The following is a 23586-nucleotide window of genomic DNA, read 5'->3' as shown; positions in this document are numbered from 1 at the left end:
ATTGAATAAGCTTCCTCGAATAAGCACCTCGTCTTAAGAAAATGCGAATGCATTTTCGAGGATCAAGTGCCTTCCACTCCAATCAACTCAGTAATTAAAACTAGTTTGTAAGCAACAAACTTTGCGAAAACAGCCTAAAATAAAGACAAGATTTTTCTAACATGTATTTACTAATGAAAAAAATGTATATATACGAGAAATGGCCATATTTCATAAAAATGAAAAGTTAACCTCTTATGTCTATATACTACAAATTCTTTTTAATTACCTGAATAGACTCTCACTCTCTCTAGGAAACCATTCACCCTAAAATCTCGCAGTGCTCGAAGAGGTCAAAAAATAAAAAAAGGGATAAACGAAGCAAATGAACCTTGCTTACATCTATCCTTTTTCTACCCATACGATTGAAAATGTACTTCCAGTATTTGAACTATCCTTTAAAATTAAATTGGCGTTTAATGCTTTGGCGAGCAGCTTGCTGAACGGCAAACCCAATCCGAGCCCTCTTACTTTCAGCTTTTTTTGTTCACCTCTATAAAAGCGCTCAAAAATATATGGCTGCTCCTCAACAGAAATACCCGTCCCGGTGTCTTGAACATCAATATAACCTTCCTTTAAAGTTACCGTGATATAGCCATTTGTATCGATTGCCTGATAAGCATTATTTAGCAAATTAATTAACACTTGCTGAAGGCGGTAGGGATCCGTTGACCGATAAATCGTTTCATTTGGTACTTCGACGCGATATTGAAAATCGCTTTTTTGGGTTAATCCCCATTGGCGGACAATGTCCTGAACAAGTTTATTCATATCACAAGTTTCAGGCCGTATTGAAAAAGCACCAGCCGAAAGGGAGTTAAAATCCAATAAATCCTCTATCATCTTCTGCAATCGATTGACTTCTTTTAACGTTATATCAAGAAACTCCTGCTTTTCTTCACCGTGTACAACCCCGTCCCGGACAGCCTGGACAAGCCCGCTGATAGAGGTAACCGGTGTTTTCAGATCATGTGTGACACCAGCCAGCAATTCTGCCCTGAGCTTTTCAAGATGCATGAGCCGTTCCGTCATTTCTTTAAATGAGGTGATAAGATTATGAATTTCTTCCTCATTAGCAGAAGCTTTTAAGTCAATTTCATAATCCCCTTCACTTACTTTGGCAGCAGCAAATGCTACCTCCTGGATGGGCCGTGAAATTTTACACGAAAGGAAATAAATCACACTCCAGCCGAGCAGCCCCAATCCGACCAGCATAATAAACAACAGGCGGTATTCCTGATTCACATTCGTCAAATCATCAGCGCTCTGTACGACGACAACCCAGCCCACTTGTTTTTCATCAACTGTTATTGGCGTTTTAACTGCGTAAACAGACTGGCCATCCTGCGTATTCATTCTTTTAACATTACTTTCATTTTCCAGCAATTCAGCGGGCAGTGTTCCAAGCCCTGGACCAGCTTGACTTTTTCTTGGCATGCGGCCAGCTTTTTTATAAAGAACCTGGCCAGTTAAATCACTAATAAAGACTTGCGGCTCAAATTTAAATTCCAGCAATTTTGCCCTTTCCTCCAACATTCGGTTAAAAAAAGGATCAAATTCTATATTGCCGTCCTGCTGCACCACCCGATCCGCTGTTTCGACAGCTACATACTGCATTAAATTCAGCCGGTTTTCAAGGGTTGTTTGCCTGATCCACCACATCGAACCCGCCGCTAAAATAATGAGTCCCACTAAAAGGGTAAAAAGATAGCGGGTCGTCCAATAGCGGAGCAGTGTGGTCCGTTTTCTATTTTTCATAAACATGGAATTGGTACCCCATTCCTCTTAGTGTACGGATTTCACCTTCGGAAGCCGGCCAATCTGACAAAGCCTGCCGGATTCTTTTTACAGCCAAATCGACTGCACGGTCGCTGCCATCATAATCGATTCCCCAAACATGCTCAATCAGCTGTTCCCTTGTAAAGGTTCTGTTCGGTCTTTCTGCCAGAAATAACAATAATGATAAATCACGAGGCGTCAAATTTACTTCTTTTCCATTTAAGAATATTGTGTGGGAATCAAAATTAATAGCCAGACTGCCAAATTGCTTAATATGTTCATCAAGGTAAACATTCGGTGAACGCCTTAAAACAGCATTCACGCGTGCAACTACCTCATCCCCTATAAAGGGCTTGGAAATATAATCATCAGCACCTGTATTCAGGCCTTTTAATTTATAATCAATGTCACCAAGGGCCGTAAGCATAATGACAGGACAAGCGCTTTTTTCACGGATTTTTTCGAGAACACGCCAGCCATCCATCTCCGGCATCATGATATCCAGAAGCACCAGATTAGGCGAATCCTTGAAAAATAAATCAAGTGCATCCTTCCCGTTATTTGCCGCCAGGACTTCAAATCCTTCACGCTGCAAGTATGCACTTAAAACTTTGGCAATAGCCAGTTCATCCTCTGCGACTAGGATTTTTTTCATCTTACCGCCCTCCAATAACTTTACTATACAGAAAAATCCCCGAATTTGTATACGGGGATTTAACAAACCTTTATAGAGCGTCGGCAGATGTTTAATCAGCTTCATTTTCACCGCTCATGAATCCTTGCTCTCCCATGCCGCCCTCATGGAATTTTCCGCCGTGGCCCTTCCCCGGACCATTAAAACCCATGCCATGACCGCCTTTCATGCCCATTCCCATCATTCCAAACCCTTTACTTCCTAAAAGGTCTTGGCCAAGAACTTCCTGTAATTTTTCACGATCATTCTTTTCTATTTCTGCCAGAAGCTCAGCTGTTGTTTGATCTTCAGTTGAAATCCCGAGTTCCTTGGCAAGATTCACGACTTTCTTTTCCCTGACTTCCTGAGCAATTTGCTGAAGGTATTTGCCATCAATTGTGATACCCAGTTCTTTTGCTTCTTTTTTCACCTTTTCGGATGCAACCTCCTGGGCGACTTCGCGGATATCCCTGCCTTCAACCGTTATTCCAAGCTTTTTAGCTTCATTTGTTACTGAAGCCGTGAATATTTCCTGAGACAAAGTCTGTAAATCCTTTCCCTCTGTAGAAATCCCAAGTTCTTTGGCTCGCTTGTTTATTGATGCTGTCTGAATATCCTGCATGAGAGTCTCTGCATCTTTCCCATCCGTCGCTACATCAAGATCTTTAGCCTGTTCCTGAAGCTTTGCTAAACGTATTTCTTGTTTAAGAGCCTGTACATCTTTCCCATCTATTTTGATGCCTAGATTTTCCGCTTCCTCTTTTACCTTTGCCAGCATTACCTCTTCCATGAGCTCAGCCGTTTCCTTCCCATCCGTTTTGATTCCCAGTTCCTTTGCTTCCTTTTTAATTTCGGCCGCCCGGATTTCCTGCATCAGGGTTTGAGCGTCTTTTCCATCTGTCTTAATGCCAAGCTCCTCAGCTTTTTCCAGGATCGATTCAGAATCACCAGCGAATCCATGATGACCAAATCCCTTGCCTTTAAAGTTCCATGTTAGGGCCTTTCCTGTTTCGGTCGATGTTTCCGCATCTATCGCATAAGAAGTTGTTGCATACCCTCCTGCCAGTAATACACCTGCAATCGTTAAACCTGCTAATGCCTTTTTCATACGTATACCTCCTGAACTTTTTATAAGGCCAAGCATCGCTTACCTCGCCTTTACTATATCGGCCCAATATGTCAGGAAGATGTCAAAGATCCTATTGGCAAAAATAAAAATCGCCTGTACCATGATAGGCCAGGCGATATATTTATCCTGCTTCTTGAACCTCTGCACTTACAAACTTTCGCTTTTGGATATAGATCAGCCTCATTGACAAGCAAATTCCTGCAGCAAGCAATCCGATTGTTAAGCCAATCCAATAACCAGTTGCTCCCAAGCTTGTGTAGTTTGCCATAACGTAACCAACAGGAAGACAGATCAGCCAGTAAGCAATCAGTGTAATAATAAAAGAAATGTTCACATCCTTATAGCCCCTTAATGCAGCTTGCGCTGTAGCTTGAATGGCATCAGAAATCTGGAAGAACAAAGCATAGATAAGGAAATGGGCAGTAAGAGCAATAACCGCGCTTTCATTCGAATAAAAACCTGCCACCTCATAGCGGAACAGAACCACCAGGAGACCGGTTAACAAAGCGATCAAAATCGATAAATAGATGCCGAGCCAGCTGTAGGCCTTTGCATCCTTATATCTTCCCGCACCAACTTCAAAACCAACTAGTACAGTCTGTGCCATCGAAATGCTGATTGGGATCATATACAGGAAAGAAACGATGTTTAATGCTGACTGGTAAGCCGCAATCGTTGTCACATTAAACTTGCTTATTAAAATAGTCACAACTGCAAACATACTTGTTTCGAAAAAGATTGACAGCCCCATTGGCACACCAATTTTCAAGATCTCTTTGCATCTTTCCCATGAAAAGTCATGCAGATTTCTAAAAATATTATACCCTGAAAATGGCTCTTTCGTTTTGATAATCAAGGCAGTCATGGCAAGGATAAACCAATACGTGAACGAAGTTGCATAACCGCCGCCTGCTCCTCCCAATTCCGGAAAACCCCAATGGCCGAAAATTAGCACGTAATTTAAAAAGAAATTAATCGGGAGCGAACAAAATAAAATGACCATAACCACCCGGGTATTGCCTAATGCATAGATAAAAGATCTAAGTACGTTAAAAACAAATAACGGAATAATACCGAAGCTAAGTCCAATCAAATAGCCGCGTGCGGTTCCTTCTACCGCTTGCGGCAAATTCATGCTGTTCAGTATAGGATCCAGTAAAACTGACCCGATGGCAATCACAGCAAATGCAATGATAAAACCAAGGTACATTCCATTTTTTACAATCGATGTTACTTCTTTATTCTTTTTCTCGCCAAATCGCTGTGCCGCAATCGGTGATACAGCCATCAAGATACCGCTGAGCCCGGTAAAAACAGGATTCCAAATCGAGGAACCAATCGCTACTCCGGCAAGGTCGGAAGCATTATATCTGCCTGACATGATTGTATTAAAAAAGACCATGGCAAACATGCCAAGCTGCGTAATCAAAATCGGGATCAGCATAATCGAAATTTGCTTAACCTTCTCTTGTAAAGTAAATGTCTGATACATCGCCAAGAACTCCCTTAAAAATAATGAACACAAATTTCATTATATTATATCTTCTTTGAGAAAGACGTAATTTCACGTGAAAATTTTTATCATCCTGGCAGCTGATGATATTTAACCGCAAGTTGACGATCTTATTTGATCAGTTGATGATATATTTACGCTGTTTTCGCAAAGTTTGTTGCTTTCGAACCAATTTTAATCACTGAGTTGATTGGAGCAGAAGGCACGAGATCCTCGAAAATGCTCCCGCATTTTCTTCGTGCGGTGTCCGTTCGAAGAAGCTTATTCAACGTCCTACGGGAGTAGCGTTCCAAGGGAGACCCCGCAGACGCAGAGCGTCGAGGAGGCTCCCGGTAGCCCCGTGGTTCGCTGAGTGCCTCGTGCTGAAATCAACGGGCAGAGTTCTTAAGCAAAAACAACAATCTATACGAAAAGAGCCTATATTTAACAAGTTGACAATAAAAATGGCAAAGTTGCTGATATCCTATCTTTTCGGTTCAAAATCCTCCCTTAATAGAGGGTGAAACGCCCTTAAAACAAGAAAAAAGAGCCTATCTCAGCTCTTTTTCTCAAAATCATTCACTTTTTTCATCAATCTCTACTACTTTTACCCCATCATCCCCGTCTTCAACAATATGCTTGAGCTTTATCAGCTTATTATTCCAAAATTGCTCGTAAAACGACAGCCACTGCTTTAATTCTGTCAGCGGTTCGGGCTGCAAATGATAAATTTTTTCCCTTCCAACCTTTTTCCCGCTGACCAATTCAGCCTCTGATAAAATGTGAAGATGTTTCGATATCGCCGTACGGCTAATCGGAAAATGAGCGCTGATCTCGGAAATTGGACGCTCTTTTTCAGCAAGCAGCCTTAGAACTTCTCTTCTAGTCGGATCGGCAATTGCCTGAAACACATCATGTTTCTGGGCAGACGAACTCATTATTTCTCTACAACCTTGCCAAGGTTCTCCAGAATTCCAGTCCAGCCATGTGACATTCTTTCACGGATAACCGCGCTTTCCTCATTAGCTTTCGGAAGAACTGCATCAGGCTGTTTCCACCCTCCATGAATAAGAGTGAATTCTGTTTTTCCGCCAAGATCTTTTAAAATAAACGAAACTACCCAGCCATCTTTATCCCAAGTAAAAGAAAGACGATTTGGCTCATCCAATTCAATGACCTTGCATGGAGACGGACCAAACGGTGATTGCAAATGAAATTCATAACCCAATTCAGGCTTAAAGTCATTCGGCATAAACCAGGATTCAATTCCCTCTGATGTAGAGACTGACTTCCATACTTTTTCGATTGGCGCATTAAGAATAACGGTTAGTTTGATATCTTGCAGTGTTTCCATCATGAATTCTCCTCTACAATAAAAAAGTACAACCATTAGGTTTCACTTTCATTATATAAAACCATTTGGTTTCATGTCAACAAAACAAAAACGCTTGGGCTTAATTTTCCCAAGCATTCACCAAATAAATTCTCAAACTGCTGACTTTTCTTTTTCCGTTACCGCTTTAATAGAGTCTGCCATTATTTCAACCATCTTCCTTATTTGTTCCTCCGTACTCGCAAGCGGCGGTATAAAGACCACAACATCCCCAAGCGGCCTTGTCAGCATTCCCCGTTCCCGCATTTCGAGAGTTGCCTTATAACCTATTCTCTCTATCCATGGATAAGCTTCCCCTGTATCTTTGTTTTGAACCAGTTCAATCCCGCACATCAAACCGGCCTGGCGGATATCTCCAACATGTGCAAGATGTTTTAATGTTTCTAATTCAGACTTGATAAACTCTGCTTTTTTTGCTGCCTGTTCCAAAATCTTCTCTTCATCATAAATTTTTAAATTTGCCAAAGCAACGGCACAGCCCAGCTGGTTGCCTGTATAGGAATGTCCATGGAAGAAAGTCTTCATTTCTTCATATTCTCCATAAAATGCTTTATAAATTTCTTCTGTTGTTAACGTTACAGCAATTGGGAGATAGCCTCCGGTTATCCCTTTAGCAGCAGTCATTATATCCGGCTGGACATCTTCATGCTCGACCGCAAACATTTTTCCTGTACGGCCAAACCCTGTAGCGACTTCATCTACAATTAAAAGAATATTGAACTCCCGGCAAAGCTCTTCTACTCCTTTGAGATAGCCTTTAGGCATCACATTCATCCCGCCCGCTCCCTGCATAAGCGGTTCTACTGTAATAGCTGCAATTTCATCATGATGGTCATGAAAAATTGTTCTCAATTCTGACAGTGCACAATCCCTTATTTCTTGTTCATCTTTCAATGGATTACGATATACAAGCGGAAAAGGCGCTTTTATAGATTCAAACATTAGCGAGCCATATACACGGTGAAAAAGATCCACATTGCCAATGCTAATTGCGCCAATCGTATCTCCATGATAATTGTTGGACAGGGTCACAAACTTCTTTTTCCTCTCCTCCCCTAGATTTTGCCAATATTGATACGCCATTTTAACCGCAATTTCAACAGACGTTGCCCCGGAATCAGAGTAGAACACCCTCCTTATTTTTTCAGGCGTAATTTCTATTAGTTTTTCCGCAAACTGAATAGCCGGTACATTGGCCGCTCCTAAAAGCGTGGAATGGGCAATTAATTCTAGTTGCTTTTTAATTGCTTCATCCAATTCTTTTTTCCGGTGGCCATGTACATTCAGCCAAAGGGAGGAATAGCCATCCAAATATTCTTTCCCGTTTATATCCTTTAGAATTATGCCCTCACCGCTTTCAATAATTAACGGGTCGCGCTCATAATCAGTCATTTGAGTAAAAGGAAGCCATAAATGATTTTTGCTGCTATCTAAAAGAGCTAGGTTGTTTATCAATTGCGATCTCCTCCAATATATCAAACTTAGAAAATACTTTTTCCAGCAATGCAGGATTTTTGATTGCCTCAGAGGGGTTTTCCATATAAGGAATTACGCCAATAACAGGAACTTTAGTAAGCTTTTCAATCATCCATTGATTGTCCAGCTCGACAGCTGGATCTCCTATATGTAATTGATTCATAACAACACCGGCAACCGGTACACCCTCTTGTTTTAACTTATCAACCGTAAGGACTGTATGATTGATAGTGCCGACTCCAGTCCGCGCAACTACAACAGCCGGAACTGCTAATTCCTTCATTAAGTCAAGCATAGAGTAACCCGCATCCGTTAAAGGGACAATTACTCCTCCAGCTCCTTCAATCAAGACTAAATCAGATTTTGCTTCCAGTTGTTTATAATGGTCAATGATCTTCTCCTGCTCAATCCTTGTTCCTTCTTCCCGGGCTGCCAAATGCGGAGAACAAGCCTTTTTAAATAGATATGTATAAGCTTCTTTGTCATCTAGCTCAGGATTTGCAAGCTTGTAAAATTCAACATCAGGCGCTGCAAGTTTTCCATGTAAAGTATCTGCACCGCTTTGTACGGGTTTGTATGATGCAATTTTTACTCCTTTTTGTTTTAGGTAGCCCGTCAGGAGTGTGGAAGCCATCGTCTTGCCAACATCCGTATCAGTACCGGTAATAAATAAACTTCTAATAAAAATACCTCCCACTATGTAAACCTTATTTACAAAGAGGTTAACATATGAGAATATATAATTCAATTAAATGTTAACCAAAATAATATTAAGTTAACAAAAAATAAGGAGGTTAAATATGAAAGGATTAAAAACCCAGGATCTGGTGCTTTGCGGTTTATTTGCCGCCCTAATGGGAGTTGGTGCAAATCTATCACCTTTTTTAATGATTGGAAGTGTGCCAATCACACTGCAGCTTCTGTTTGCCATTTTAGCTGGAGGTATTCTCGGAAGCCGAATAGGCTCAATGGCAATGCTTGTTTACATGTTTGTTGGTTTAATAGGGGCTCCTGTTTTTGCACAATTTAAAGGCGGCCCTGCCCAGATATTAAGCCCGACCTTTGGATTCATTCTATCTTTTGTTCTTGTAGCTTTTGTAACAGGAAAATTAGTTGCTGAGCAAAGGAAAGCAACAAGAAATCACTACATATTTGCAGGTTTTTTAAGTATACTATGCAACTATTTTATCGGAACGAACTGGATGTACCTTTCTCTTAAGCTATGGGCAAATGCCCCTGAAGGATTCAGCTATAGTATGGCTTGGGGCTGGATGGCGGCATATCTCCCTCTGGATTTAGCCGTAACATTTGTATCGTTTGCTTTATTGCCAAAATTACAGAGATCACTGAAAAAGTCTTTTACACTGAGAGCAGATATCTGATAGATTTTACTCCTAAATAGGCAGGTTAAACCATATAATTTACAGAATATTATATTTACAAGTTTTTAAGGAGGTTTAACCATGCAGCAAACTGCCCATACACAAAAACTCTCGGAGCTGGAAACTGCGATTCATACATATGTCCGGCCTGACACCTTTCCGCTTGCTATAAGGGTTATGAAAAAAGAAGAAATTCTGCCTGACCGCGTAAAGCGCCCTGCTAAAGATTTTGGCAAAACGTTCAGCATTTGCCAGGGTGTGACGATGGCAAGGCGTTACGGTTGGGCTCTTGCCATGGGAGGAGAGGATTTATCCTGCCCGATTGCCAAAATAGCATTCGGTTTTGAAGAGGAACTGGACTATTATACAAAGGGAAGCCTGACAGATGGCATGTACACAAAGACATGTGATATAGGAGCGTTAACGGAAGCGGCTGTTCCAAAGTTTAAGAGAGAAGAAGCAGGAACAGTTTTGATGGCTCCACTGGGAAGGGCAGCCTTTGAACCAGAAGTGATCGCTGTCTATGGGAATTCTGCACAGGTAATGAGGATGGTCGCCGGAGCCCTCTTTCATACAGGTGGGGAAATCACATCTACCTTTACAGCCCGGGCTGATTGTGCGGATATCGTCATTAAAACAATGAAGACCGATAAACCGCAAGTCATCCTGCCATGCTACGGTGATCGTGTTTTCGGCCAGACTCATGATCACGAAATGGCCTTCACGATTCCTTTTTCCATGGCAGATGAGTTCATTGAAGGGTTAAAGCAAACCCACAAAGGTGGCGTCCGCTACCCTGTTCCAACCTATCTTCAGTATGAGGCAAAGTATCCGGAAACCTATGAAAAGCTGAACGACATGTTCGAAAACAAACTATAATTCCTTGAAGCTGGAACTTCTATAACTGAGGTACCAGCTTGTTTCATTTTTGCAAAAAGGTAAAATAGAGAAAAGAACCTAACTTTGAAAAGAGATGAACATAATGAGCAACTTCTTTCCATCCATATATGACCTTGCCATGCGGCCGCTTGAAAAACGGAAATTCCAGCAAATACGAAAAGAGTTACTCTCCCACGCTACCGGCCGTGTATTGGAAATTGGTGCGGGCACCGGCATCAACTTCCCATTATATAAAAACGCAGAACATGTGGACGCCATTGAACCAAATCAAGGAATGATCGAACAGTCCCATCCGCGTAAGGCAGCTGCTGCAGTTCCAATTCAGGTCCATCAGCAATCAGCTGAAAGCCTAAATTTTCCTGACGATACCTTTGACACGGTTGTTTCCACGCTTGTTTTCTGTACGATTCCAGACCCTGTTAAAGCCCTGCAGGAAATCAGTAGGGTAAGCAAATCCCAGACGAAAATACTATTCTTTGAACATGTGAAAATGGAACAGCCGATTCCCGCATTTGCCCAGGAAGCCTTAAATCCTCTTTGGAAACGAGTCTGCGATGGCTGCAACTTAAACCGGAATACACTGCAAACCATCCAGGAATCCGGACTGCTGGTCACAAATGTGACTTCCTATTATAAAGGATTGTTTTTGGTGGTAGAGAGTGAGAATAACAAAGCAATCGATCATCCTTCTCTTTGATAGGCAATTTGGTCGTTAATCTGGCTTGCTAACGACCATTGTTCTATTTGTTATCTTATTATCGTTGATAATCCCGCTTATATTAACTACCTTTCTTCCAGTCGTTAGCCCATTATCGTCGTTCATCCCGCTTATTAACTACCTTTTTTCCTTAGTTAGGCAATTATCGTCGTTAATCCGGCTACATTAAAAAAGAAGGCTTGTCAGCCCTCCATTAATCTAAACCTTTTTTAATTCGTAATTTCTTTTGTCTATTAGCTTTTTTTCTTCCTTTTTAAACCTGCCGCAAGCTGTTCTTTCTATAAGGGGCTTAATCCTGATGACATCCTGAATTTTGGAAGCTAATCCAGATTGTAATTCAGCTTCGGATTCTACTAAAATTCTAAACTCATCCTGCCCCTTATCATTTGTGACAATAGCTTGGAAAGTTGAATATCCTGCTCCCTCCAAGACTTGTGCAAGCTGCTTTTCTCTTACGAACATTCCTTTCACTTTAACGCCATCGCTTACACGGCCAAGCACTCCGGCAATCCTTTTCCCTTCATAGCCTTCAACCCAGCGTGAAAGGTCACCCGTCCCAAACCGGATGAGCGGGTAGTTTTTATCAAAAAGCGAAACGACTACCTCCCCCTCACCTGCTAAAACTTCCTTCCCTGTATGCGGATCACAAATTTGCACAATGGCTGTATCCGTCACTTTCAAACCGGGCCCTTGTTTATCCTCAAACGCCAGGCAGCCGCAATCCGCTGTCCCATATCCTTCAAAAACTGAAATGCCATTGTCCTCGCATCGTTTCCGCATTTGTACAGTCAGCATTTCCGCCGTAAAAAATACTTTCTCAATGACTATTTCCTTGCCGATCTTCCAGCCCTTTTCTTCTATTGCATCAAGCAATAGATTAAAGAAGCTTGGCGTTCCTACATAACCGGTTACTTTGACATCCTTCATCACTTGGATTTGCAGCTCCCGGTTTCCTGTTCCTGCGGGAACCACAGTTGCGTCTAATTTGCGGAGAGCCGAGTCAAACATAAAGCCAGCTGGTGAAAGGTGGTAGGAGAAAGTATTTTGCACAATATCATCCTGATTAACCCCTGCTGCCTGAAGGGCTTCTGAAAAACGCCAAAAATCTTTTTCATGGGTTTGCGGGTCATAGATTGGGCCCGGTGACATAAAGATCCTTGCCATTTCATTTGGCTCCATGGCGGCCAAGTTTCCGAAAGGCTGGCTGGCAGCCTGCAGTTCAGGCAAACGATCTTTTTTAAGTACAGGAATTTTCACAAGATCCTTGATCGATTGAATATCATCGGGTGATAGGCCGGCTGCATCAAGCTGCCTTTTAAAACCCGGAACTTTCTCATATGCATACTGAATCATATCCTGCAGCTTTTCCACCTATAGCCACCTCTTTCTTCTTTTATAGGATTTAATATCCTTATAGCTTTTCCGGCCTTTATCGCCCATGCCCAGGTAAAATTCGCGGACATCCTGATTGGAAAGCAATCGTTCCACTGTTCCGTCCATCACAATCCGGCCATTTTCGATGATATAGCCATAGTCTGCAATCGAAAGAGCCACATTGGCATTCTGTTCAACTACCAGAATGGTCGTTCCCTCTTCATCATTAATCTTTTTAATGATGCCAAAGATCTCTTTCACTAATAGCGGCGCAAGTCCTAATGATGGTTCATCCAAGAGGAGCACTTTAGGTTTGGCCATGATGCCTCTGCCGATGGCGAGCATTTGCTGCTCCCCGCCTGAAAGATAGCCCGCCTGACGGTGCTTCAGCATTTCAAGCTTCGGAAAATAATGATAAACTTTTTGGATATCACTTTTAATATTTTTCCGGTCCTTGCGGGTATGTGCGCCAGCAATTAAATTATCTTCTACAGAAAGATGTTTGAAAACACGCCTGCCTTCCATGCATTGAAAAATGCCTTTTTTCACAATGGTTTCTGCATCGCTTACATCAATCCGCTCGCCGTATAATTCGATAAAACCATCAGTTACTTCGCCATTTTCGCTTTTTAGCAAACCGGAAATAGCTTTCAGTGTAGTCGTCTTCCCCGCACCATTGCTACCCAGCAGGGCAACAATTTTCCCCTTAGGGACGACCATGGACATCCCTTTTAGAACAAGTATGACCTTATCGTACATCACTTCGACATTGTTAATTGTCAGCATGCTTTATCCTCCCAGCTTCTTAATCTCGCTGAACCATATTTCATTAGTTAGTATCTTTATCTATTAAGCCGTCCAAGGTTTATTCTTCAGTTTTCGACTTTTATTCTCTAAATCTGACATTTCTTTGCTGATTTAACCATTTCATTCGCCAATCCTTGCAGATTGTTCGCTAATTTCCCCGCTTTATTAGCTAAGTTCACTATTTTGCCTAATAACAGCTTGCAAAATCCTTAAAATTGAATAGGAGGCGGGTTATCAGCCTCGCCCCCAGTCCTTTTAGTAGCCGATATAGTCTGTGAATACTTCGAACTTCCCATTTTTGACTTCTGCCAAACGGATTTGATTTGTGCCTGCATGGCTGTCAGCTGTGAATGTAACTGGTGCAGCTAATCCTCCAAGATCAAGGTTTGAAATTTTCTCAAGTCCGGCACGGATGCCTTCGCCCGTTGTCGGATCCTCAGCAAGCTTTATGCCCTCAACCATAATCTTTGCAGACACCCAGCCCTGGATAAACTTCTGGTTTTTGTCTTCCAGCTTTTCACCTTTGCTCTCTACATAATTTTTAACCTCTTCCATTCCCGGAAGGTCTTCATACGGGAATGCATGAGTTACGACACCGATAAAGCCTTCAGCAGCATCGCCTGCAATGGGAAGCAAGCCTTCCCCAGTTGCCCAGTTTAAACCGATAAATTGCGTATCCAAACCAAGCTTTTTAGCATCCTTTAGAATAGTAGCCGTTGCTCCCCATGTTTGGTTAATAATCGCATAATCAGGATTTTTCTTTTCCATATTCAATAATTGTGATGTTGCATCGAGCGTCTTCAAGTCAACAACTTGTTCATCAACAATTTCTATGCCATTTTCCTTGGCATAATTCTTGGCATCTTCGATGGGAGACTTCCCAAATGCGGTATCATTGTAAATTAAAGCTACAGTCGGGGTACCGCCAGTGTGATTGTCTTTTATCCACTTTAATACAGATCTTGCCTGGTCAGAATAGGATGCAGCAGCCAGGAAGTTATATGGGCTTTCATCAATATTTTTTAGGTTCTCAGAGTAAGAAGCTGAGATAAATGGAAGTTTGTCAGCTGCAACCTGCTGGCGAAGTGCCTCCGTATCACCTGTACCCCATCCTAAAATGGCAGCTACTTTATCTTTGGACTTTAACTTTTGATATAGCTTCTGTGCTTCAGGAATTTTGTACGCATAATCGTCACCGATTAATTCCAGCTTATTTCCGTTGATATCCTCGCCGGCAATGTATTCAAAAAATGCTTTTTCCCCTTCTGCATAAGGTGTACCTACATCACCCGTGCCTCCAGTCAGGTCAAAAATACCGCCGATTTTTACTGTACCTTTTTTGTCGGCCGCAGCTTCCTCACTGCCGCTTGAACAGCCAGCAAGCATTCCAGTCATTAGTGTTGCTGCCAATAAACCTGCCCAAAATTTCTTCATAATGCTCCCCCTTATTACTTCTATTTTTATTAAAAATTGAAAGTATACATCCTTTTAAATATACTTTCGAAATTTTCAGATATTATTGCCCGGGAATTAATAAGAAAACGGCCAAAGTTTAAAATAATCCTTAATATTCTTCCAGATCTTCGCAAGACCCTGTGGTTCATAGATTAAGAACAAGATAATTACCAGGCCGAATACAACTTCCTTCATGCCGATTAAGACGGTCGATAAGTCAGGGAAAAACCCGCTTAAAAGCTCTACACCAGATCTTAGAACAACTGGCAGAAGAGTTATAAACACTGCTCCATAAATTGACCCGAACACACTGCCCAATCCGCCTACAAGTATAATCGCCAAATACTCGATGGACACTGTAATGCTATACAGCTCAGGACTAACCACCATCGTGTAATGGCCAAGCAAGGCACCTGCAATTCCTACGAAAAAGGAACTTACAATAAATGCCAGAACCTTATATTTAAACAAATCAATTCCCATTACTTCAGCTGCCACGTCACGGTCACGCACAGCTATAAATGCCCGGCCAACCCGTGATCGAAATAAATTAAGGGTGAAAATAGTAGTAATAACGAGAACTGCAAACATCAGATAGTAATAACTGCGTTCGCTGTAAAAAACAAATCCTCCCAATTCCGGCCTGGATAACACCATTCCGGCTGTGCCTCCTGTAAGCGAATCCCACCGGGAAATGACAAATAAGATAATAACTTGTGCAGCCAGAGTGGCGATAGCTAGATACAATCCTTTCAGCCTGAGCGATGGCAATCCGAACAATCCGCCCACAATCGCAGTTATAATCCCTGCAGTCGGCATGGCAATCCAGAAGCTTAACCCCAGCTTGGCTGTCAGAATGGCAGAAGTATAACCTCCCACACCCAAGAATGCACCGACCCCTATTGAAATTTGCCCCGTAAAACCGGTAAGGATATTTAATCCGATTGCTCCTATTGCTGCAATTCCACAAAGTGTAGCTAAACCAATCACATAATCGGAGGCAAACATCGGGAATACCGCGAAAATAGCAAGAAGAACGAAGACACGCATCCGCACTCTGGAAATTTTCCAGATAGCCATATCCTGTTTATAATTTACATGGAATTCTCCACAATCCATTACAAAGGGATTTCTCATCGTTTACACCCTCTCGATTTCTTTTTTTCCGAACAAACCATACGGCTTGAACATCAGGATTAATACGAGGATGACAAACGGCATTACTTCTTTCAGACCGCCACCAACCAATGGGTCCAGGTAACCGCCAGTCAAGCTTTCTAGTATGCCGATAATGAGCCCGCCAATAATGGCGCCTGGAATACTGTCAAGCCCTCCAAGAATGGCAACTGGCAAAACCTTCAATCCGATAGCTGAAAGGGAAGCGTTAACGCCATTAATATTCCCTAGCAGGATTCCTCCGACTGCTGAAACAATTGCAGCAATCGCCCATGCTACTGCAAAAATCATCTTGACGCTAATTCCCATTGACATCGCTGCCTGCTGGTCATCTGCAGTAGCTCTCATTGCAATGCCCAGCTTTGAATATTTGAAAAAGAGCGTGAAGATCACAAGCATAATAACAACAATTAAAAGCGACCAGAGATACACCGGTGCAATAACAATTTCGCCTAACTTTACAGGCTGTTCGGAGAAAACTTTCGGAAACACGCGCGTCTCATGTCCCCAAGTTATATGAACGATTCCTGCCAGCACACTGGATAAACCGATCGTTGCCATGATCATCGAAATGACCGGCTCCCCAATAAATGGCCTGAGTACAATTCGCTCAATTACAAACCCAAGTACCGCACTAAAAATCAATGCAATCATTAATGCCGCAACAAAGGGTATGTTGTATGCTGTGATCAGGGTCAAACACACATAGGTTCCAATAAGAAGGAACTCTCCTTGTGCAAAGTTGATGGCATCACTGGATTTATAAATTAAAACAAACCCAAGTGCCACCAAAGCATAGACACTTCCTACTACAACTCCTGTTACGATCATTTGCAAGAAAAAAGTCATTAAGCTGCCCCCTCTCCTTCATCCATAAAGATGACTTGAAGTGTCGTTTGGATCGTTTGTTCCATACCGTCACGATATTTGATCGTTCCATTAACCTTAATCTTTTTATCCTCGGTATACAGACCATCGATAAGCAATTCATACTTTTTGGCAACAAATTGCCTGCGTACTTTCTTTGTTCTCGTTAGTTCTTCATCATCTGCATCCAATTCTTTGTACAGCAGGACAAATTTCTTCACACGGGCTTTTTCTGGAAGGGACTGATTGATTTCCTGGACCTGTTTTTCAATTAAATCGAGGACCTCCGGCTTTGAAGACAAATCCGTATAGGTTGTGTAGCTGATCTGGTTCTTCTCCGCCCAGCGCCCCACATTTTTCATATCAATATTTATCATTGCAACTACATAAGGCCGGTCCTTGCCAATCGCTACGGCTTCCTGGATATAAGAGCTGAACTTCAGTTTGTTCTCAATAAATTGCGGAGAAAACATCTCACCAGTATCAAGGCGGATAACATCCTTAATTCGGTCAATAACATACAAATGCCCTTCCTCATCCAGACTGCCCGCATCCCCTGTATGCAGCCAGCCGTCCTGAATGGTATCTTTCGTACTTTTTTCATTTTTGTAGTAGCCCTTACAGACACTTGAGCTTTTAATAAGAATTTCACCTTCATCGGAAATCTTTACTTCCGTTCCAGGGATGGGGATGCCAACGCTATCGAGCTTGATATCTCCATCACGATGCACGATTGATATACCGGAAACCTCTGTTTGACCGTAAATGCTTTTCACATTCACTCCGATGCTGTGAAAAAACTCAAACACATCCGGTCCAAGCGGGGCCCCCCCTGTATAGGCACGCTTGATTTTCAATAATCCCAAATGATCTCGAATTGCACTAAACATCAGATAGTCCGCAATTTTATATAGAAGTTTTGTACCCGAGCTTATTGGTTTATTTTCAAAATGGGCCTTAGCGACTTTCTCTCCAATAGGCTTGCACCAGTTATATACCTTTCTTTTCAGCCAGCCGCTATCCTGAATCTTAACCTGAAAGCGGGAAACCATGTCTTCATAGATTCTTGGCGGCGAAAACATTACCTGCGGGCCAATTTCCCGCAAGTCCTCCAAGACAGTTGTCGGTTCTTCCGGGAAGTTAATTGTCATCCCGTTATATAGCCCCATAGCAATTGTCATCATTTGCTCGCCAATCCAGGCAAGCGGCAGAAAAGAGACGTATTCATCTTTATCTGTCAGCGGATCAATGCTTGATAGATTTTTAGCCATTTCTACCAGATTTTGATAAGTTAGCATTGTTCCTTTCGGATTTCCGGTTGTTCCGGAAGTGTATGAAAGAATGGCGACATCGTCCGTAGTACCTTTATCAACTTCATGCTGGAAAAAAGTCGGCTGCTGTGATTTAAATGTATGGCCCAGTGCTAGTACATCTTCAAATTTAAGAAGAAAATCCTCCTGATAATCTCTCATCCCTCTAGGATCGTAATAAATGATCGTTTTCACTTTTGGAATGGTTTCTTTTATCTCCAGCAGTTTATCCACTTGCTCCTGATCTTCGGCTACCACAATCGTGGCATCGCAATCATCGATAATATAGCTGAGCTCAGCAGAAAGGGATTCCTGATAGATCCCCACGGATATGCCTCCCAGGCTTTGTGCCGCAAGTTCACTGATTACCCATTCAGGCCTGTTTTCTCCTATAATGGCAAGCTTATCTCCTCTTTCAAGCCCCAGTGTTGCTAATCCAAGGCTGAAGTTTATAACCTGGTCTAAAAAAGATTCATATGTGAGTTCGTTCCAAATTCCAAACTCTTTTTCTCTCAAAGCTACTTGAGACCCATTTTTGTAAGCCCTTTCAATCAAAAGCTGCGGAAACGTCATACTCATAAAATTGATCCCCCCTCCTTAAAAAATTAAAGCTCTATTTGCAGCCGCTTTTTGTTTTTTATACGGCATCTTCTTCTCCCAAATAAGCTTCTATTACTTTAGGATTATTCTGGATTTCTTCTGGAGTCCCATAGCCTATGAGCTTACCGAAATCCAGTACCGCAATATGATCCGACAAATCCATGACAACGCCCATGTCATGCTCTATTAAAATAATGGTTGTATTCATTTCCTCGTGGATATCGATAATATAGCGGGCCATATCCTCTTTTTCCTCGCTGTTCATCCCGGCCATTGGTTCATCCAAAAGAAGGATCTCTGGTTCCAATGCAAGCGCCCTGCCCGTTTCAACCCGTTTTTGTAAACCGTAGGAAAGTGTTCCCACAGGCGTGTTCCGAATGTGCTCAATCTCGAGGAAATCGATTACCTGCTCAACCTTTTTGCGATGTTCGATTTCTTCTCTTTGTGCCTTTCCCCAATAAAGGCCTCCAGCCAGAACCCCTGTTTTCATCCTCACGTGGCGGCCGAGCATCAGATTGTCCAATACTGATAAATGCGGAAAAAGTTCAATATTCTGGAACGCCCGGGCAATTCCGAGGCTTGCTCTTTTATGGGGCTTATAGCGGGTAATATCTTCCCCCTTGAAGTTAATCGACCCGGAAGCCGGCCTATAAAGACCGCTGATACAATTCAGCATACTCGTCTTACCAGCACCATTTGGCCCAATAAGTGAAAAAATTTCTCCTTCCTTCACTTCATAAGAGACATGATCCAGAGCAACAACTCCGCCAAATCGCAGTGTGACATCTTTAATCTCTAAAATACCCAAACGATCAATCCCCCTTTTTACGTGCAGCGAAATATATTTTTATAAAATTATGAATAGTTTAAATATTCTTTATGTAATACTATTTTCCTTTTTTTCTTAAGAATATTTTTTCACAGTCCCCAGCACTTTCTCATTTTTATGTTCTTTGAATTTTTGATATGACATATTTATTATGGAGATGTGTTTTTCACTATAGATATAGGAAAATTTAAGAGACTTTTAGATGTTCTCGATGCTTTCACATTTACTGGCAAGAATGATGCAGAACAAAACCTTAAATGCCATGTATTCTGCAAGCTGCATCTAAAACAGGCTGGACACCAAGGTATCCAGCCCCATAACAAACTATATCAACCTATCAATCTTCAAACTTAATAACAATACGGCCATTGATTTTTCCCTGTTCCAAGTCATCAAAAACTTTATTAATTTCTTCGAGGTTTGCTGTTTCTACTATCGTTTTAACTTTTCCATCCGCTGCAAATTGTAATGCTTCCTGTAGGTCCTTCCTGGTTCCTACAATGGATCCGACGATGCTGACACCATTCAGTACAGTATCAAAAATTGGCACCTCCATTACTTCTGGCGGCAAGCCTACTGCCACACATTTTCCGCCGCGTTTTACAGCTCTGTATGCTTCATTAAAAGCATGCTTGGAAACAGCCGTACAAATAGATGCCTGTACACCGCCAATCTCACGCTGGATGAAGTTTGCTGAATCCCCCTCTTTCGGATTAACTGTTAAATCTGCTCCTAAATCTCTTGCCAGCTGCAGCTTTTCGTCAAACGTATCCACTGCAATCACTTTTAATCCCATTGCTTTTGCGTATTGGACTGCCACATGGCCTAGTCCGCCGATTCCATACACAGCCACCCACTCACCCGGTTTTGCTTCCCCTACCTTTAGGGCTTTATATGTAGTCACCCCGGCACAAAAGATGGGTGCAGCCTCTACATAATCAAGCGAATCTGGTACTTTTACGACATACCTTGCATCTGCCAAGCAATATTCAGCGTAGCCTCCATTGATTGAATAGCCGGCATTAAGCTGGTTATGGCACAGAGTTTCACGTCCCGTTAAGCAATATTCACATTGTCCGCAGGCGGAATACAGCCAAGGAACACCTACCCTGTCTCCTGCCTTCAAGTGTGTGATTCCCTCTCCGACCTCGACAATTTCTCCTACACCTTCATGACCGGGAATGAGCGGAAGTGTTGGTTTAACCGGCCAGTCTCCATGGGCTGCATGCAAATCTGTATGGCAAACGCCGCAAGCTTTGATTTTTACTAAAACATCATTCTTTCCTACTGATGGAATTTTTACGTTTTCAATTGCCAGGTTTTCTTTAAATTCATGTACAACTGCTGCTTTCATCATTTTTTCATTGCTGCATTGTTCACACATGTCTCTTCACCTCAAGCGTTATTTTGGTCTATCAACCACGTATTTATTGTCTTAGAAATGCCGTTATTCCACAATACATTTGTGAATTCCTTCACATACTAGACGAACATTTATTACATTTTTTCTAACAAATTAATAAATTGCTTGATTTTTATATTACATGTTGATTAAAACTCAAAAAAAAACATAACAATGCTAGTAAGACTTTTTAAAAAGGAGAATTTCACTTGATCTGTGTGTGCGAAGAGATAGATCCTCCCCGTTATGGCCTTTCCGGAAAAGCAGCCATCATCGAAGATAAACAGACTGTATTAAAAAATTTTGGATTAAGGGACGGAAATTGGCTGCGTTTATGGAATATTGACAGCAGACTTCTAACAATGTTTTATCAATCACTTGATTCCCGGTATGACTGGTTTATTGTCGTTTATGATTATGAGAAGTTCTGTATAGATAGAGAAGTTAAAGAAGCAATTATCTGGCATGAGGTTGGGCATATCACTTACCCTGTTGGGCGTAACTGCATAAGTTTGGAAAACGAAATCAATTGCGACCATATGGCTGTTAAGAGCGGACAGAAGGAAGGCTTGAAAAAAGTGCTCGATCTTACGCTTGATATGGCCCGCTCACTTAATAATGAATTGCTTATAAAACTGACAAACGAAAGAAAGGAAAGGATAAACGCTTACTAAGGATCTTAAGGGATCCTTTTTTAATTACTTTGAAAATTTTCCTGTCCAAAAAGGAACCTCTTCGGGTACTATTAAAAAAGCAAGCAGATATTTTGGGGGATTATGAATGAGTGAAAGTAAAACACAATACATAGAAAAGAAAACAGCTTTAGTGATTGGCGGAAGTATTGCAGGGATGCTGGCTGCACGGGTACTGTCAGATTTTTTTGAAGAGGTTATTATAATCGAAAAAGACCCGAAAAACACAAAAGGACAAATTCGAAAAGGAATTCCACAAGGAGCTCAAGGGCATGTTCTTTTAAAGAGCGGTGAAGAAATACTGGAGGAATTTTTCCCTGGACTGACAGATGAAATGATTAAAGAAGGATCTGTGCCTGCTGATTTTGCCAATGACCTGGCCTGGTACCATCATGGTGGCTGGAAAATTAAATATGATTCAGGCCTATCCATCATCCAGCAAAGCCGCCCGTTTCTGGAGGGGCATATCAGAAAAAGAATGGATAGGATTGATAATATACATACACTATATAATACAAAAGTCAAAGGGCTGCTCACCGACGGGTCCAGAGTAACCGGAATTGAAGCTGAAACTGCTGATGAAGTGATTGAATTAAGTGCAGACTTAACAGTGGAAACTTCCGGGGCCAGTTCACTAGCAGTCCAATGGCTTAAAAAGCTAGGTTTTGCGGCACCAGAGAAAACAGAGATTAAAGTAAATTTATTTTATGCTAACCGGATTTACCAAAAACTTTCCCCTATCCAGAGAGAATGGAAAAGTTTATTGGTTTATCCGAATCCGCCTGCTCAAGTTTGTGGCGGCGGTATTTCTCCAACTGTAGATAACCAATGGATGGTTACGCTTTTAGGATATGGATTCAGCTCACCTCCTGCTGATAACGATGCTTTTCTGGAATTTGCAAAGAATTTAGAGCAGCCGCATGTATATGAAGCAATTAAGGATGGCGAACCGGTTACAGATACAGAAGTTTACCGTTTCCCAGCATTACGACGCTTCCATTTTGAAAAGTTAAAGTCATTTCCAAAAGGGCTTATTGTGATGGGAGATGCTTTTTGCCGGATTGATCCGGTTTTTGCCCAGGGAATGAGTATTGCCGCAAAGGAAGCAAAAGCGTTACAAGAGATGTTTAAAGCAGCAGGAGCTTTAGAAGCTGATCCAAAAGTTTATCACCAAAAAATCAGTAAAATCGTTGATATTCCATGGTTTATTGCTTTAACAGAAGACTTTAGATTTTCTAAAACAAAGGGAAACAAGCCAATTGGCCTACCTCTGCTTCAATGGTATGTAAAAAAAGTAGTGCTGGCTTGTTCACATGATTCATACATTTACGGGCGCTTTATGAAGGTTCTCCATTTGCAGGCACATCCAATTTATTTAATCACTCCACGGGTGTTAAAAGGTATTTTCAGGTTTTCAGACAGGTTTTGAATCACGAATCCTGACCTTGGATAAAATAAATGCAATTATCGGTTTTTTTCCGGATTGTGGATTACTTAGCAAGTTTATGGTACCCTTTAGTTCAGAATAGGAAGTGATGAAATTGATTAAAATTGAAATCCCTGAACCAAATCTCGTTATTACAAAAAACAGGCAAACTGGACAGGCAAGCGAAAGTGAGCTAAGCAGTGTCTATGGTTTCACAGATTATCATAAAATCCCCAGGGACAAAGGCGGCATGATTTTGTTTTTTGACGTGAATGAAGATCTGCTGTTTGTAGGGAAAGCCCGCAAGTTAAGGCAGCGTGTTAAAAAGCATTTTGAAGACAATGTATCGCCAATCAAAAACCATCGTGATGACGTATATAAAATTGCCGTCATCTATGTGGAAGATAGCATGGAACGGGAAATTTATGAAACCTATATTATCAATACACTCCAAGCAAAATATAATATTGACAAAGTCTTCTACAAGTAAAAAGGCCCATTAGGGCTTTTTTTTCGTTTTAGTAAAAGGCACTTTTCGTATAGATTGTTGTTTTTGGATTATAAAGCTGGCCCGTTGATTTCCGCTCCAGTCACGCAGCGAACCCGCGGGGAGGAACAGAGCTCCTCGGCGTTTCACGCCTGTGGGGTCTCCCGCTCCCTCTCTTCC

22 protein-coding genes are annotated in these 23586 nt (G+C 41.7%); 6 read left to right on the top strand and 16 right to left on the bottom strand.

The window, feature by feature from the left end; genetic code table 11:
• Positions 1–381 precede the first annotated feature (381 nt).
• The 8 genes from J7I93_RS21150 to bioD form a co-directional block, all read right to left on the bottom strand.
• Positions 382–1803: a sensor histidine kinase gene (locus J7I93_RS21150; protein WP_214728264.1), complete on the bottom strand. Its 1422-nt coding sequence runs from the start codon at positions 1801–1803 to the stop codon at positions 382–384.
• The gene (locus J7I93_RS21145; protein WP_214728262.1) at positions 1787–2473 is read right to left on the bottom strand and encodes a response regulator transcription factor; all 687 of its coding nucleotides are present in this window, start codon (positions 2471–2473) and stop codon (positions 1787–1789) included. The genes J7I93_RS21150 and J7I93_RS21145 overlap by 17 nt, the downstream gene beginning before the upstream one ends.
• A gap of 91 nt (positions 2474–2564) precedes the next feature.
• Complete coding sequence (locus J7I93_RS21140) at positions 2565–3599, bottom strand: hypothetical protein (protein ID WP_214728260.1); 1035 nt, start codon at positions 3597–3599, stop codon at positions 2565–2567.
• Between the two features lie 142 nt (positions 3600–3741).
• Positions 3742–5112: an MATE family efflux transporter gene (locus J7I93_RS21135; protein WP_214728258.1), complete on the bottom strand. Its 1371-nt coding sequence runs from the start codon at positions 5110–5112 to the stop codon at positions 3742–3744.
• 575 nt (positions 5113–5687) lie between these two features.
• Positions 5688–6050, bottom strand: coding sequence for an ArsR/SmtB family transcription factor (locus tag J7I93_RS21130; RefSeq protein ID WP_214728256.1), 363 nt, complete (start codon positions 6048–6050; stop codon positions 5688–5690).
• Complete coding sequence (locus J7I93_RS21125; RefSeq protein WP_214728270.1) at positions 6050–6466, bottom strand: SRPBCC family protein; 417 nt, start codon at positions 6464–6466, stop codon at positions 6050–6052. The genes J7I93_RS21130 and J7I93_RS21125 overlap by 1 nt, the downstream gene beginning before the upstream one ends.
• A 132-nt stretch (positions 6467–6598) precedes the next feature.
• The gene (bioA, locus tag J7I93_RS21120; protein WP_251025937.1) at positions 6599–7897 is read right to left on the bottom strand and encodes an adenosylmethionine--8-amino-7-oxononanoate transaminase; all 1299 of its coding nucleotides are present in this window, start codon (positions 7895–7897) and stop codon (positions 6599–6601) included.
• Positions 7898–7931: 34 nt separating this feature from the next.
• Positions 7932–8678 (bottom strand): dethiobiotin synthase, encoded by a 747-nt coding sequence (gene bioD, locus J7I93_RS21115; RefSeq protein ID WP_214728254.1) that lies wholly within the window; start codon positions 8676–8678, stop codon positions 7932–7934.
• A gap of 103 nt (positions 8679–8781) precedes the next feature.
• On the opposite strand from bioD, the gene J7I93_RS21110 reads away from it, so the two are divergent.
• The 3 genes from J7I93_RS21110 (at position 8782) to J7I93_RS21100 (ending at position 10960) form a co-directional block, all read left to right on the top strand.
• Positions 8782–9363, top strand: a complete 582-nt coding sequence (locus tag J7I93_RS21110; RefSeq protein ID WP_214728252.1) for a biotin transporter BioY — start codon at positions 8782–8784, stop codon at positions 9361–9363.
• Between the two features lie 81 nt (positions 9364–9444).
• The gene (locus tag J7I93_RS21105; protein ID WP_214728250.1) at positions 9445–10242 is read left to right on the top strand and encodes a DUF169 domain-containing protein; all 798 of its coding nucleotides are present in this window, start codon (positions 9445–9447) and stop codon (positions 10240–10242) included.
• 103 nt (positions 10243–10345) lie between these two features.
• Positions 10346–10960, top strand: coding sequence for a class I SAM-dependent methyltransferase (locus J7I93_RS21100; RefSeq protein WP_214728248.1), 615 nt, complete (start codon positions 10346–10348; stop codon positions 10958–10960).
• Between the two features lie 219 nt (positions 10961–11179).
• Here J7I93_RS21100 and J7I93_RS21095 read toward each other — a convergent pair whose 3' ends face one another.
• The 8 genes from J7I93_RS21095 to adhP all read right to left on the bottom strand — a co-directional run bounded on the left by J7I93_RS21095 (position 11180) and on the right by adhP (position 20753).
• Positions 11180–12352, bottom strand: a complete 1173-nt coding sequence (locus tag J7I93_RS21095; RefSeq protein WP_214728246.1) for a phenylacetate--CoA ligase family protein — start codon at positions 12350–12352, stop codon at positions 11180–11182.
• The gene (locus tag J7I93_RS21090; RefSeq protein ID WP_214728244.1) at positions 12353–13141 is read right to left on the bottom strand and encodes an ABC transporter ATP-binding protein; all 789 of its coding nucleotides are present in this window, start codon (positions 13139–13141) and stop codon (positions 12353–12355) included.
• 276 nt (positions 13142–13417) lie between these two features.
• Complete coding sequence (locus J7I93_RS21085; protein ID WP_214728242.1) at positions 13418–14596, bottom strand: ABC transporter substrate-binding protein; 1179 nt, start codon at positions 14594–14596, stop codon at positions 13418–13420.
• Positions 14597–14692: 96 nt separating this feature from the next.
• Positions 14693–15754: a branched-chain amino acid ABC transporter permease gene (locus J7I93_RS21080; protein WP_214728240.1), complete on the bottom strand. Its 1062-nt coding sequence runs from the start codon at positions 15752–15754 to the stop codon at positions 14693–14695.
• Positions 15755–15757: 3 nt separating this feature from the next.
• Entirely contained in the window at positions 15758–16642 is an 885-nt protein-coding gene (locus tag J7I93_RS21075; RefSeq protein WP_214728238.1) for a branched-chain amino acid ABC transporter permease, read from the bottom strand.
• Complete coding sequence (locus J7I93_RS21070) at positions 16642–18549, bottom strand: AMP-binding protein (protein WP_214728236.1); 1908 nt, start codon at positions 18547–18549, stop codon at positions 16642–16644. Before J7I93_RS21070 ends, J7I93_RS21075 begins: the two co-directional genes overlap by 1 nt.
• 58 nt (positions 18550–18607) lie before the next feature.
• Positions 18608–19378, bottom strand: a complete 771-nt coding sequence (locus J7I93_RS21065) for an ABC transporter ATP-binding protein (RefSeq protein WP_214728234.1) — start codon at positions 19376–19378, stop codon at positions 18608–18610.
• Between the two features lie 358 nt (positions 19379–19736).
• The gene (adhP, locus tag J7I93_RS21060; protein ID WP_214728266.1) at positions 19737–20753 is read right to left on the bottom strand and encodes an alcohol dehydrogenase AdhP; all 1017 of its coding nucleotides are present in this window, start codon (positions 20751–20753) and stop codon (positions 19737–19739) included.
• Between the two features lie 266 nt (positions 20754–21019).
• Here adhP and J7I93_RS21055 point away from each other — a divergent pair, with 266 nt between their 5' ends.
• From J7I93_RS21055 to J7I93_RS21045, 3 genes are all read left to right on the top strand, one after another.
• Complete coding sequence (locus J7I93_RS21055; RefSeq protein WP_353050283.1) at positions 21020–21475, top strand: hypothetical protein; 456 nt, start codon at positions 21020–21022, stop codon at positions 21473–21475.
• Positions 21476–21581: 106 nt separating this feature from the next.
• Entirely contained in the window at positions 21582–22922 is a 1341-nt protein-coding gene (locus J7I93_RS21050; RefSeq protein ID WP_214728230.1) for an FAD-dependent oxidoreductase, read from the top strand.
• A 112-nt stretch (positions 22923–23034) separates the two neighbouring features.
• Positions 23035–23409 carry a nucleotide excision repair endonuclease gene (locus tag J7I93_RS21045; protein ID WP_214728228.1) on the top strand — a complete coding sequence of 125 codons (375 nt, stop codon included), beginning with the start codon at positions 23035–23037 and terminating at the stop codon, positions 23407–23409.
• Positions 23410–23586: the final 177 nt, after the last annotated feature.

It is taken from the genome of Bacillus sp. ISL-47 (assembly GCF_018613175.1).
Lineage (GTDB): Bacteria > Bacillota > Bacilli > Bacillales > Cytobacillaceae > Cytobacillus.
The sequence above is the reverse complement of the archived record's forward strand: the minus strand, read 5'-3'. Positions and strand labels throughout refer to the sequence as shown.

Excerpts from the sequence above, each read along its gene's own strand:
- J7I93_RS21070 (WP_214728236.1), bottom strand. The coding sequence starts at position 18,549 with ATGAGTATGACGTTTCCGCAGCTTTTGATTGAAAGGGCTTACAAAAAT.
- J7I93_RS21150 (WP_214728264.1), bottom strand. The coding sequence starts at position 1,803 with ATGTTTATGAAAAATAGAAAACGGACCACACTGCTCCGCTATTGGACG.
- J7I93_RS21125 (WP_214728270.1), bottom strand. The coding sequence starts at position 6,466 with ATGGAAACACTGCAAGATATCAAACTAACCGTTATTCTTAATGCGCCA.
- adhP (WP_214728266.1), bottom strand. The coding sequence starts at position 20,753 with ATGAAAGCAGCAGTTGTACATGAATTTAAAGAAAACCTGGCAATTGAA.
- J7I93_RS21135 (WP_214728258.1), bottom strand. The coding sequence starts at position 5,112 with ATGTATCAGACATTTACTTTACAAGAGAAGGTTAAGCAAATTTCGATT.
- bioA (WP_251025937.1), bottom strand. The coding sequence starts at position 7,897 with ATGACTGATTATGAGCGCGACCCGTTAATTATTGAAAGCGGTGAGGGC.
- J7I93_RS21140 (WP_214728260.1), bottom strand. The coding sequence starts at position 3,599 with ATGAAAAAGGCATTAGCAGGTTTAACGATTGCAGGTGTATTACTGGCA.
- J7I93_RS21075 (WP_214728238.1), bottom strand. The coding sequence starts at position 16,642 with ATGACTTTTTTCTTGCAAATGATCGTAACAGGAGTTGTAGTAGGAAGT.
- J7I93_RS21100 (WP_214728248.1), top strand. The coding sequence starts at position 10,346 with ATGAGCAACTTCTTTCCATCCATATATGACCTTGCCATGCGGCCGCTT.
- J7I93_RS21110 (WP_214728252.1), top strand. The coding sequence starts at position 8,782 with ATGAAAGGATTAAAAACCCAGGATCTGGTGCTTTGCGGTTTATTTGCC.
- J7I93_RS21085 (WP_214728242.1), bottom strand. The coding sequence starts at position 14,596 with ATGAAGAAATTTTGGGCAGGTTTATTGGCAGCAACACTAATGACTGGA.
- J7I93_RS21145 (WP_214728262.1), bottom strand. The coding sequence starts at position 2,473 with ATGAAAAAAATCCTAGTCGCAGAGGATGAACTGGCTATTGCCAAAGTT.
- J7I93_RS21080 (WP_214728240.1), bottom strand. The coding sequence starts at position 15,754 with ATGAGAAATCCCTTTGTAATGGATTGTGGAGAATTCCATGTAAATTAT.
- J7I93_RS21090 (WP_214728244.1), bottom strand. The coding sequence starts at position 13,141 with ATGCTGACAATTAACAATGTCGAAGTGATGTACGATAAGGTCATACTT.
- J7I93_RS21105 (WP_214728250.1), top strand. The coding sequence starts at position 9,445 with ATGCAGCAAACTGCCCATACACAAAAACTCTCGGAGCTGGAAACTGCG.
- J7I93_RS21050 (WP_214728230.1), top strand. The coding sequence starts at position 21,582 with ATGAGTGAAAGTAAAACACAATACATAGAAAAGAAAACAGCTTTAGTG.
- J7I93_RS21130 (WP_214728256.1), bottom strand. The coding sequence starts at position 6,050 with ATGAGTTCGTCTGCCCAGAAACATGATGTGTTTCAGGCAATTGCCGAT.